Source organism: Helicobacter brantae (assembly GCF_003364205.1).
Lineage (GTDB): Bacteria > Campylobacterota > Campylobacteria > Campylobacterales > Helicobacteraceae > Helicobacter_G > Helicobacter_G brantae.
In genome coordinates, this window is the sequence record NZ_NXLV01000015.1 from 1 (window position 1) to 13440 (window position 13440).

The 13440-nt window shown below is 40.3% G+C and carries 6 protein-coding genes; 1 reads left to right on the plus strand and 5 read right to left on the minus strand.

Annotation, left to right across the window (positions count from 1 at the left end; all coding sequences use genetic code 11):
* Positions 1-427: 427 nt before the first annotated feature.
* Complete coding sequence (locus CQA58_RS06880) at positions 428-9016, plus strand: hypothetical protein (RefSeq protein ID WP_115569984.1); 8589 nt, start codon at positions 428-430, stop codon at positions 9014-9016.
* Positions 9017-9435: 419 nt separating this feature from the next.
* On the opposite strand, the gene CQA58_RS06885 is transcribed toward CQA58_RS06880, so the two are convergent.
* Genes CQA58_RS06885 through CQA58_RS06905 form a run of 5 tightly spaced genes read right to left on the minus strand, consistent with a single transcriptional unit; the run spans position 9436 to position 13370 of the window.
* Complete coding sequence (locus tag CQA58_RS06885; RefSeq protein WP_115569985.1) at positions 9436-9750, minus strand: type II toxin-antitoxin system RelE/ParE family toxin; 315 nt, start codon at positions 9748-9750, stop codon at positions 9436-9438.
* The gene (locus CQA58_RS06890; protein WP_245942797.1) at positions 9750-10661 is read right to left on the minus strand and encodes a lipid A biosynthesis lauroyl acyltransferase; all 912 of its coding nucleotides are present in this window, start codon (positions 10659-10661) and stop codon (positions 9750-9752) included. The genes CQA58_RS06885 and CQA58_RS06890 overlap by 1 nt, the downstream gene beginning before the upstream one ends.
* Positions 10658-11626 carry a lipopolysaccharide heptosyltransferase I gene (waaC, locus tag CQA58_RS06895; RefSeq protein ID WP_115569986.1) on the minus strand — a complete coding sequence of 323 codons (969 nt, stop codon included), beginning with the start codon at positions 11624-11626 and terminating at the stop codon, positions 10658-10660. The genes CQA58_RS06890 and waaC overlap by 4 nt, the downstream gene beginning before the upstream one ends.
* Positions 11626-13110, minus strand: coding sequence for a Ppx/GppA phosphatase family protein (locus CQA58_RS06900; protein ID WP_115569987.1), 1485 nt, complete (start codon positions 13108-13110; stop codon positions 11626-11628). The genes waaC and CQA58_RS06900 overlap by 1 nt, the downstream gene beginning before the upstream one ends.
* A gap of 8 nt (positions 13111-13118) precedes the next feature.
* On the minus strand, positions 13119-13370 hold the full coding sequence (locus CQA58_RS06905; RefSeq protein WP_115569988.1) for a YfhL family 4Fe-4S dicluster ferredoxin: 252 nt from the start codon (positions 13368-13370) through the stop codon (positions 13119-13121).
* Positions 13371-13440: the final 70 nt, after the last annotated feature.

Consider the following 13440-nt stretch of genomic DNA (forward strand, 5'->3'; position numbering starts at 1 on the left):
TCTCACTGATTGGGAAGTGGAATAATACAACAAAAAAATGAAAATGAGTCAAGAAATTGCAAAAAATTTGAAAAAAATTGCAAATTTAGTGAAAAATGAGGGAAAAGAGGGAGAAAATGGGGTGGGAGAGATACATTAAATAATGGGAAAATCTCTTGAAAATAATACAAGAATCTCTTGAGCCATTTTGGGAATAGCACTAGATTTGATTTGCTATTGATTGTTTTTTGGTTTATTCTTTATTGGTTTTTGGATAGAATCCGAGCATTTTATTTCAATACCGAAAGGAAAGTAAGATGAAAATGTTACCCAAAATTGCTCTAGGGGGGGGGGGGCAGATAAGAGATTAGAGCAAAACCCCTCTATACAAAAAACTAGCTTCAAACCCCTCATCGCCACTTCTTTGGCTTTGGCACTTGGTGTGAGTGTGGCAGTAGCGACAGAACCTAGTATCCAATATGGCACAAATGATTCTTTACAAAATGCGACACTTACAGGTGCTTCTTGGAATGGGAGCAATGGTGGAGGAACAAATAGTTTCTATACTCTAATTGATAGCTCCAACAGAACTCCTGTAGATATTATTCTGCAATTCAACGCTAATGGCACAGGCACAGGCTCTTTGAGTGGGACAACCTATACAATCACCCAAAATGGAAATGCCACTTCCAACTCCCCTGTATTGTCTTTCGCTTCCTCAACCAATGGAATCGATATGCAAGACAAAACTTTGACATTTGATTTCCTAGCAAGCGATCAAACTAGCAATGCCAATTGGAACGGCTCCGATGGCACAAACAAAAGAAAGATGATTCTCAACCTCACAGGCACAAGCCAAAAAGATGGCAGAGCCGTTTCCCTTATCGGAAATCTCCTCATCAAAGCAGGAATGGATATCAATCAAGACAATACAAACTCCCTTGTTCGCCCTGATTATCGAAACAGAATCAATACCAATGTTTTTGAAGCCACTTTTGGTGGGGATATGATAGGAAATATTACTATTGATGTATCAGATATCAAGGATAATAAAGTTCCACTATGGAATAAAACAGATCAAAGTGCAGGAAACAACTACAATACTGGTAATAAGGCTTCAGGATTTAGAGATATTCAATCCACCTTTACTTTCCAAAGTGGCTCTTTGCAAGGAGATATCATTGGCTACACAGGAGTTAATACCTTTACCTTCAATGGCAACAATGTAGGAATCACAGGAAATGTCAGTGCTCACAATGGATATACTTGGAGCAATTGGGATGTAACAGCAGGTTCAGCCAACCAATACTATGGAGCAATCAATAAAATCAACTTCACAGGCAATGGCACAGCTACAATCGGTGGAAATATCACTTCTCTTGAAGCTTCTAGAAATATCATCACTTTTGCAGGAAACACACAAGGAATCATAAGTGGCAACATTATCTCAGGATATCAAAAATTTGAAACTCTCAATGCCAATCAAAACAACTACATTGTTTTCAAAGGAACTTCAGGAACAATTGGGGCTAATGATGCTAAGGTTAATATAACGATTGACAATACAAACAAAACGAGTAGTGCAAGCCAATATAACAAATCCTCAAACAATACTATTCTATTCAATGCAAGTTCATCAAACTCTCTTTATCTCACAAATCTTGGTATCAAAGGAGATCCTGACTATACAGGAGATACAGGACGAAGCACTTTTAACCTCTTAGATTTCAGTGGAGGTTCTAGCTTGACAAATCAAGCAACCATTGAATCAATCACCAACAATAGAGGGACAACAATCATCGGTGCAGGATTAGTCAAAGATAGTGCAACTGCAGGATTTACAAATCTTGATGACTATTCTTTCTATTATAATGATAATCTATTTGAAGTAGCCACGACTACTTTTACAGGTGGCAATGGTGGAACACAATACAAGTCTATTCGACTAAAGAGCAATGCCCTATCTGAATTTGCCCAAGATAAATACACAGCCAAAGGCACTTATACAATCGGTGATATTACCATAGAGAGGGGAAGTTCGGCAAACTATATCAATGTAGAAAATCTCAATATCACAGGCACAATCTCAACCACCTACGATGACCATGCAAATCAAAATGGTGGGTTTGGGGGTAAAAACTATATCTTTGCCAATGGGGTAAGCAATATTTCAGGAAATATTCTCTCCTCTATGACAAACTCAGCAACTGGTTTAGGCAACTACAACAATCTTATCATCCTTAGGGGAACTTCTGCAACCTTAGGCAATGGCAGTAGCACCATTAAAGTCAAAAATAATGAAGGAAAAAATCATGGGAGATATTCAAACAACACCATTCTACTAGGAGCAACTACTAATACAATCAAGCTATCCGAACTCTCTGCTACAGCAAATTGGGGACTTGGAAGTGATAAGTCTAAAAATCTCAATATCATCAGTATCAATAGTGGTGCAACAACATCCAATATCACCACAATCAACTCAAACTATGGAAACAATATCATTGGTAAAAATCTTGTCAATAGCAGTGGGTATAACACAGCATTATTTACAGGTGCTAATAATGCAACGATACAGAACAATCTTGCCTCCACCTTTATGTCTGACACCTACACAGCAAGTGGGACTTATACTTTTGGCTCAATCACAGCAAGTGATGGAGGAAACTATATCAATGTAGAAAATCTTACCTCCACAGGAGCTATCACAGCCAATAGTGGAGGAAGTAACTGTATTTATGTTTCTTCAGGCAATGGCACAACGATTGCAAGTATCACAGCAAGTGGAACAAACACAATCACTCTAAAAGGAAAAGCAAACTCTATCAATGGTAATATCTCCAATAATGCAGGGACAAACACAATCGATGCAGGAAGCAATGCCCTCACTCTTGGCTCAAGCACTTCAAAAATTACTATCTTGACAAATGGTGGAGCAAACGCTACAACTTCAATCACCACAACAGGTGTTTTTACAGCCTATATTGATTCTATAACGGCTGGAAATCATAACAATGGAGCTAAAACCAACACTCTTACGGGTGGAGCAAATAGCAATCTTGTCATCAACACAATGAATGCAACACAAAACGCTAATAGCTACAACCTAATCAGTGTAGGAGCAAATAGCTCTATTTTGGTAACAGGAAACATCACTTCAAATACAGGGAAAAATAATTTCACCTTCACAGGCGATGACTCCACCCTCACCCTCAAAGGCTCATCTAACGCTATCTCCACCCTCACAGCTCTAAGCACTGCGACAAATGGAGATACACTCATCATCGATGGCTCTCTCAATGCAAATAATACAACGATTGATACATTGACTAATGGGGATAAGCTTATTGTTAATTTCAATGGACAAGGAGAGAGCAAAGGAGCAACCCTCAATCTCAAATCCACTCCTACCCTCAAGCAAGTGGTTGTCAATGATAATTCAACCAACAACACTCTTGACTTATCCCAAACCACCACAACGACAATCAACACTAAGATTGCCATCGACAACACTCAACAACTTGCTATCAATCTTAGTGGCACAGAGTTAGCTCTTGCTAAGGATATCGATAATCTAGGACTAAAAACCACAGGTTCAGGTATCTCTACAATCAATGTCAGCAACACAGGGACTCTCAGTGGTGGAGATATTATCGCTACAAATCTCATCCTCAATTCATCGGCTAATGCAACATTCAAAAATGCAAATTCAACTTTTGCCACTCTTACAAGCACCAATGGCACATTGACACTTGGAGAGGGTTCAAGTGCAGTAACGATTAACTCCACTGATAGCACATTTAATGCTACTTTCTCAGGCAATTCAGCTCAAACTCTCTCTATCAATGGGGGAGAGAATACGATTGCCACCCTTACGCTCAACACTCAAAACAACACCCTCTCTATCGGTGGAGGAAGCACGACAATCACTAATGCTATCACTTCAAATACAGGCAACAATCTCACTCTACAAATCGGCTCATCTGATAGCTCAAAGAGTGCGACACTCAATCTATCAGGTGCAATCACAACAGCCAATACAGGTAGTGGCACACAAGGTATAGCTAATGTTATCTTCACAGGAAGCACTTCAGCCTCTAGCAATCTTGCCACACTTACTCTAGGAGCTAGTGATAACGCCCTCACAGGAGTTACTACACAAACAGCTAATGCACTCATTGAAGCAGGAAGCAACACTTCAAATCTTGGAACTCTGACTTTCAGTGGGACAAATGGAACTCAAAGCCTACAAATCAATGGGGGAACAAATACAATCACCTCTCTTATTTTGAGTAATGCAAACAATATCCTCACTCAAAATGCAGGAAATACAACTATTACAAATGCTATCAGCGTAAATGCAAACCAAAACCTCACACTTGCCCTAACCTCAAGTGCAGATAGACTTAATCCAAGTGAAACAAGCGTTACGCTAAATGGTGCGATTACCAAAAACTCAGGAGTAGCAAAAGTAACTTTCACAGGTGGGACAGACAATCAGCACTACTACTCAGACCTTATCCTCACTCAAGCCAATAACACCCTGAGCTCTGTTACAAGCAATGCAAAAAATGCAAGAATCACGATGAAAGATACAGCAGGGGCGACGATTGAGACTACAACAATTGGCTCAAATAGTTCTCTAGTCTTTGGATTTAGTGGAAGTGGGGAGTCGATTGTAACTCTTAGCAATGGAATCACAGTGGGAAGTGGCTCAACTCTTGGAGTATCAATTGGTGGAAATGGAGAGAAAAAACTCTTGGCTGAAGGTAGTGCAAATATCACATTTGATACAGGCTCAACACTCCTTATAGATTTTCTTTCAGGCTCTGACGCTCAAGTTACTTTGGGTGATGGACAAGCTATCGTGATTGGAGCAAATAGAAAAAGTATCATCAACTTCCACGGAGCAAGCACTTCTACACTCAATGGAAGTGGGATTACGCTTGATGGGGGAGATAATACTATCAACTTCTTAGGTTCGGCTGAGATTAGCTCTCTTACTCTCACAAGTGGAACAAATACAATCAATGTCTATGCTCCAAAAAGTGGGGCTAAAACCGATAAAATCACAGCTACAATCGTTACAGACCAAGTCGGAAGCGTATCTAATACAATCAACCTAGATGACTATGCGATTCTCAATCTAAAGGAAAGAAGTGGAGCTGATGGAAGTGGAACACTCACTTCTTCAGGACTTAATAACACTCTCAACTTCAAAGGAAATGAAGCGACATTTAAGGGTGGGTTTGGAGCGACAAGTGCGACACAAGGAAGTGCGACCATCAATGTCGGAAGTGCTGATAAAGAAATTGTCAGTGGGACAATCACAGGGGCAGTCAGCAATGCAACACTAGCCTTCAATGCAGGGAAATCTATCCTCACTCTCCAATCTACAAATAATACTTTCAAGACAATCAACAGCCAAGCCACAGATGGTGTCTTGGTGCTTGATACTTCAACCACAGGTGGAAATGGTGCAGTCAATGCCACAATCTCAGGAGCTACCACTATCAACACAGGCAAATCTCTCAGCTTTGATTTCAAAGGAGATCAAAACTCTACAATCGCTACCACAGGTGGGCTTGTCATTGATGGAACTTTGGGAGTGATTATTAGTGGAAGTGGAGCTAAAAAAGTTGAGGGCGATATCAATCTCAATAGCAAAGGGACACTTTATGTCAATTATGCAGGAGGAGATGCAACTGTTACTCTAGGAGATGGTAATGGTATCACTATCAGAAAAGGGGAAAGCAGTATCATTGACTTCAATAGCACAAATGGAACTCTAGCTAATGCCCTCACTCTTGATGGTGGAAGCAACACAATCAACTTCAACCAAAACGCAGAGCTTGATAAAATCACTCTCACAAGTGGAAACAACACATTCAATGTCGCTGATGGTATAACAGCCACTATTGGAAATACAAGTGCAGTAGGTGGAGTGCATAACACTATCAATCTAGGAGCTAACTCTACAATCAATCTAAAATCAGGAAGTGGTAGTGGAGATGGTTCAGGCTCTATCATCACTTCACTCAATAACACTCTTAACTTCAATGGAAGCAATGCAACTCTAAAGGGAAGCTTTGGAGCAAGTGGGAATGGAAGTGCAAGGGTAAATGTAGCAGGAAGTAATTCAGTCATCACAGGAAGCCTCTCAAACGCTTCTATCACTTTCACTAGTAGCAATGCAGATTTGACACTTCAAGGAGGAAATAGCACAATCACTTCACTCACAGGATTTACAGCTCCTAGCACATATACTCGAAATGGCAGAGTGATAACTAGAATTATCTCAAACACTCTTACACTTGATGCCACAGCAAACACTACTCCTGTAAGTGCCACAATCCAAAGTGCAGTTGTGGGCAATAGTGTGGGATTGAAGTTTGGAGATGGAAGTGAGAGTAAAACTTTCACATTCTCTGCTAGTGGCAACCACCTCACAGGCGTTGCATTTGGCACAACTTCTACAAACAACACACTAGAATTCACTAAGGGAAATAGCACATTAGATAGTGTAACTCTAACAAGTGGTAGTGATTTGACAATCAAACTAGGAGATGCAAATCTTACCCTCACAGGTGGATACGCTAAGGGAAGTGGAACTTCAGCAAATCTTAGCATTACAGGAAATGCAGGAATCATTGCCAATAATCAAACTATCAATGTAGATACTCTAACCTTTGCGAATAATACTTCTCTCTCAGTTTCCAATAGTGGAGCTAACACTTTTGCTAGTGTAGTTTCAAGCAATGCAGGGACTTTGATTGCAAATGATTCAGCTCTTACTATCACAGCCCTCAGTGGAGATAACCTCACAGCAGGATTTAGTGGAAGTGGAACTTCAAGTATTGCAATTAGTGGAGCAAATGGTGGAGGAAAAACAATCACCCTAGCAGGTATCGTGCTAAATGGTGCTACAAGAAATAATACTCTTAATCTCTCCTCACTTACTAGCACGACTATTTCAAGCAAGGTTAGTGTAGGAGCAAACCAATCTCTAGCGATTGACTTAGGAGGGACTGATGCCACACTTACATTCTCACAAGGATTGAGCAATAATGGAAGTGCGACTATCAATGCAGGTGCAACAACCTCTAACACCATTGCAGGAACTTCTATCGCTCTAAGCAATCTCAACCTCAATGGAGCAGACAACACAACAACCCTCACAGCAAGTAATGTAACTATCAACACACTCAATGCCAATGCAACTACAAGCAATAAGCTTGTTCTTGACGCTACAAACAATTCAAGTGGTGTTTCAGCTTCTATCAACTTAATTGCTCAAACTACAAGAGGTGTAGGAAGTCTTGATATTGCCCTTATCAGTTCAGGAAGCAATGCCACAACCCTTTCACTCAATGGCAATACCCTCAACTCTCTTGACATTCAAGGAGATAACAATACTCTTGTAGGAAGTGCAAGAATCACCTCTCTTACTTCAGCAAATGGTGGTTCGCTTAATATTGAGAGAGGAAATGTAGAAGTAACTAATGCAATCACTCCTACCTCAACCCACAACATTAACCTTGCTCTCAATAATGGTGCAAATCTTTATGCAGTGGCTGGATTGGATTCGGGTAGTGGAAGTGATCAAATCAACCTTACTCTCAATAACTCTACTCTCTCTTTGGGAGCAGATTCAAAAATCACTTCTCTAGCAGGAAGTGGAGGAAGCATTGACTTTGTTTCAAGTGGAGCAAACACAAGCAAAACCCTTACAATCACAGGAGATTGCAATGCTAATGCTAATGTCATCACTTATGTTGATACCACCCAAAGCGATAAGGCTAACTTGGTTACAGTGAGTGGCACAAACTCCACAGGAGTCCTCACAATCTCAGCAGTAGGAAATGCAGATGAAATCTTCTCTATCACTTATGAAGATGGTGGAAGTAATAATGTCAAAGTCGCTCAAATCGGAGATTCAGGAAGTGATAAAGCCACAGGTGGCACAAGCAATCTTGATGGAGAGATTGTCCAAATCACACTCTCTTCAGATGGAAAAGGGGGATACTATATCGGAGGAGCGATAAGCAAGGGAGTAGATGAATCTATCCAAGAAGTAGTCACTTCAGCTCTAGCTGTCAATTATGATCTTTACCTTGCCAACTTCAACTCTCTAAATAAAAGAATGGGAGAGCTAAGAAATACTCAAGAGAGCAATGGAGTATGGGCTAGAGTGTTTGGGGGGAATATGAGTAATGACTTTGGAGTGGGAAGTAAGACTGATTATCTCACAGCTCAAGCAGGATATGACTATTCACTTAGTGTAGGAGAGAGTGCAAGAAACTTTATGGGAATTGCTCTAGCTTATGGCTCTTCTAGCACCAAAAGCAACCCTTCAAGCAATCCCAATGATGGAGTATTGGATAATATCAGCTCCTCTATGATAGAAGTAGGGCTTTACAACTCTTATGTGAGTGATAGTGGTTGGTATAATGACACTATCCTTAAGTTTGATTACATTATGAGCGACTTTACCCTAAAAACAGGAGCAAACTCACAACAAAACAGCACTAATAACTTTGCTTTCATTGTAAGTGATGAGTTTGGATATCGATATAGCTTTGGTGAGAGTGAGAAAGGAAGCTGGTATATTGATCCTCAAGTAGAGGTTGCTTTGGGATACTTCAATCAAAGCGATTTCAATCAAGCACTCAATGAAAGTGCTACAAGGATGATTAAAGCTACTCAAGATAGTATCCTCACTCTAAGAAATAGAGCAGGATTAAGTCTAGGTAAGAAGTTCAATACTGATAGAGGATTTGCAAGTGTGTATGTAGGAGCATTCTATGAGTATGATTACATTGAGGGAGGAAGCTCTGATTATGCACTCATTAGCTCTCAAGGAGAAGTTAGCAATCCTTTGCAATCACTAGAAAGCAATGGAAGAGCTATTCTTAATATCGGAAGCAATATTGAGCTAACTAAGGGGGCTAGAATGTATATCGATGTAGAAAAGAGCTTTGGAGATAAGCAAAGAACCTTTATGCAGTTTAATCTTGGAGCAAGATATAGCTTCTAGGATATAAGGATAGAGAAAAGGGAGTGGGAGAAAGAGGGGTGGAAAGTAAAAAAAGAGAAAGAGGGGTGGGAAAAAAGAAAAAAGGGGAGTGGAAATCAAGCCCTTATCAAAAGGGCTTATCATAGATAGTAGGTTTGCTGATACCTCTATGAGAGATTAAAGAGGGTTCTCAAAGTGGAGGTATCACAGAGCCTACTGCTTTGTTGAGATTTTTATCTTAAAAAGGCTCTGTTTTTCTTGTCAGTTTTTCTCATTATTTAGAGTGGGCTTGGCTCACTCTAGCAAAGATTTGCTGATACTTCTTTAGCGTAAGCAAGGAAGTATCACAAAGTTTTTCCCCTAGCCTATTGCAAGAGGGTATAAAAGCCCTCTTTGAGATAGTGGAGGAGTATTACAGAGTTTTAGCAGATAGAAGTCGATTAAATGCTTCTTAATCGCTTCACTGCCAAATCTAGCTCTTTGTTGCGAGTCTTCTGATCTTTTTTGATATAGGCGTGAAGGATATAGAGATTTTCCCCCACAAAAGTATAAAACACTCTTAGGGATTGTCTAGGGGATTTCACTCTGATTTTAAAAATATGTTCGCACCGAGTTTTAGTATGGAGCAAATCAAGTTTATTGCCATTTTTTGATAAATCCTCTATCAACTCAAATGCCTTTTGAGCAAGAGGTGTTTCTAGCTTTTGGAGATAGGTGTGTATCCTCTCATTGCAATAGATAATCTCAAATGCCATTAGGAATAAATCTCAGGATATTTGGCTTTGAATCTCTTATGAAACCAAAACCAGCTTGAAGGCGAGGATTGTATGACTTCTTGGGTAAGTGAGGCTTGAATCTGTGTGGCTTCTAGCAAGTCTTTGTCCATATCGTGGGTATTGGGGGTTTTAAATGGAGCATAAAATTTGACAAAAAATTGCGTATAGTCCTCATTAAAATCAATATATACAGGCAAGATAGGGATATTATAACGCCTTGAAAGGATTGAAGCCACAGGGCTATGGGTTACCTCTTTGCCAAAAAATTCCACCCATACTGCCTCACTCTCACTCATATTTTGATCCACCAAGATTCCTACGGCTTGTTTGGGTTGGGTGTAGATTTTGAGAAGTTGCTTGAGTGAGCCTTTTTTGTTGATGAGTTTTACTCCATAGTTTTCACGACTTTGGATAATCATCTCATTGACGGCTTCAAATTGGGTTAATCTCCCCAAAGAATACATTCCATACCCTTGAGCAAACTGAGGAAGAGCATTTGCCATCGCTTCCCAATACCCAAAATGAGCCGAAAGTAGCACAAAGCTCTCTTCTTGAGCGACTATGTCTTGGAGATAGTGGAGATTTTCAAAATGAAATCTTGCTAGATGAGCTTCTTTGGGCATATATAACGCCCTTGCACTCTCTAGCAAGACAAAAGAGAAGTTTTGATAACACCTCTTGATGATTGCCCTCTTCTCTTCAAGTGGCATTGTAGGATAGACAAACTCTAGGTTTGCCATAGCGTCTTTGTGTCGTCGCCTATCAAGTAACCTCATCAAAGCACTCAAAGTATATACAACCCCCAAAAATGCCTTATGTGGGATATGAGCAAGAATCCACCCCAAAGCACAAAAACTCCATACAATCAATTTACCGACAATACTCTTCACTCTCTTATCCTTATAAGCAAATCTGCAATTTCTTTGGGTGAAATTTTAGCGATAGAAAAATCATTTTTTTGATAGTTTGCCTCATTATTGCCACTTAGGGAGAAGTTTTTTTCTCCTTTGAGGATAAATCTCTGCATTGGGGTATTGCCATAGAGTGTGATTGAGGGCTTTTGCATCGCCCAAGCTAGATGAGTGATTCCTGTATCTCCCCCCACTACAATATCCACACTACTTACTAAGGCTTTGACTTCATCTAAAGAGAGGGGTGGGAGCAAAACCCCACTACCCCCTAGTTTCTCTGCCTCATCTCTGTAAGCGTGAGAGAGGAGAAAGAATGTGAAGTTTTGATTTTTGAGTAGCTCCATTAAAGAGGCGTATTGCTCTAGGGGATACATTTTTTCCCTCTTGGAAGCTTCTAAGACTAGCAAGACTTTGGTTTGGGTGGAGATAGAGAGAAGGGACTGAATCTTCTTGTGAGCTTGAGGGGTAAATCCAAAGGCTTGGGCGTGAGCTATGGTGGAGGAGATTTGCAAGACTGCTTCATTTCTCTCTAAAATATTTCTCTCATAGGGGATTGAGATTTTTTGGGTATAAAAAAGTGAAGCCATAGGCTCTTTGATAGAGTGCCAATCAAATCCAACAAAGGCATTGCTCTTGAGGAATTTCCCCAAAATTGCAGACTTAAGAAGCCCTTGCATATCAATCACTTTATCATACCTTGGAGTTTGAGAGAGAGTGGAGAAAATCCCCTTGATTGCCTTAAAATCAAACTTTGAGAAAGCTCTTTTGAGGGGGATTGAGTAGAGATTGTCAATATAGGGGGAGTTTTGAAGTATGGGAGCAAAACGCTCATCAACAAACCAATCAATTTGGCTTTGAGGATATTGGGCTTTGAGGGTGGGGAGAGAGGAGAGAGCAACGATGACATCGCCAAGTGCTGAAAGCCTAACAATCGCAATACGCACTAAAAAGAAACCTGATAATGGGTTTTGTGAAAGACTCGGCTTAGGGTTTTCTCGCCAAACTCTATGCCAAAATCAAAATTTTTGCTGATTTTTTGGATTTGATCTCTTGCTAGATAGCTCTCTCCGATGATATGCAAATCATTATCGCTATCAAGTCTGTATTCTAGTTTGCAATCTTTGGTGGCTAGGATTTTGGCTAGGGCTAGAATATCTGTGAGGATTTTTAAATCTTTGAGAGAGAGGTGTTTGAATTTGCTTTCTTTGGGGGTTTTTTTGTTGGAATACTCAATCAAGGTTTTCACTAGCTGTCTTTCTTGATAAGAATATCCGTACTCCAAGCCATTGAAAGCTAAATAAGAGCTATGCAAAGAGCAAGAATGACACCCCAAAACCTCTCCAAGCATACTCAATCTTGAAGCGATTGCTAGAGGTTTTTTCAGCTCAGAGGAGAGAGAGTGGAGAGGAGAGAGGACATCAAAAAGTCTTAGAGCTTCTCTTTTAATCTCTTTTCCCAAAGAGTGCTTACCCTCAAAGCGATCAAGCAAAGAGCGGAAAGAGGGATTAAAACCTTTGGGGAATCTGCCATTATGCCCTCTAAGTAAATCTTGCAAAAACACCCCCTCTCTCACCCCTACCCCACTTGTAATCACTTTTTTCACTCCAAAATACTCCAAAAGTGAAGCAAAAATCAATGCCCCTCCTCTAATGCTATCAAGCCTATCTTCATTGAATCCCATATCTTTGAGATTGGAGCTTGAGCCATTGCAAATCTTTTTGCAAAAATCAAGATAATACTGAGCCTCTACTTCTAGTCCGTGCAAAAACGCCACTCCCCTCTCTTTGGCAATAATCTTGCTCAATGCTCGGATACTTCCCCCTATGCCCAAAGCGTATTTGTGAGAGAAGATTGAGGGGAGTTTTTCAAGCTCTTTTTTGATGAAAGATTTCGCTCCTTCAATGTCGTTTTTGCCATCAAAAAAAAGCTCTTTTATGCGAATCGCTCCAATATCAAGGGAGATTTTTTGCACGATTGCTCCACCATTAAGCAGGGCACACTCACTCGATCCCCCTCCTACATCAATAGTAATCCCCTCATTTTGGTGCAAAAGATTCAAACACGCCAAAGCCCCAAAATACGCCTCTTTATCGCCATCAATGATTTTGATTTGCACTCCTGCTTCTCTCTTAGCTCTTTGCAAAAAGTCCCTAGAGTTTGGAGCGTCCCTCAAAGCACTTGTGGCTACACAAAAGATTTTCCTAGCTCCTTTGCTTTTGGCAACTTGGGTGAAATTTTTGAGTGCTTGGAGTGTCCTTTGCATCGGAATCTCTTGGAGAAATCCATCGTTTTCATAACTCCCCTCAGAAATCCTTACCCTTGATTTGCACTCCTCTAAGAGATAGAAGCCATAGCGACTTGTTCTAGCAAAAACTGCCATTCTTGCAGAATTTGATCCGATGTCAATGACTGCGACAATTTTTGCCATTTTCCCTCTTATTCACTCTCTTGGAGTTGTTCAAATTTGTATTTGAGTTCCTCAATACTCTCTGCATTGTCAGGATCTGCACTGATTGCATCAACAGGACAAACCCCAATACAGCTTGGCTCATCATAATACCCTACACACTCTGTGCAACGATCTGGATCAATACAATAGATTGGATCACCCTCTTCAATCGCCTCATTGGGGCATTCCTCACGACACGCATCACACGCAATACATTCATCGCCAATCATTACTGACATTTTCTTCTCCTACTTTTTGGTTTAAAAGCTCCCTTTTAACCAAATTTTTCTTAATATGAGCTAAAAAATA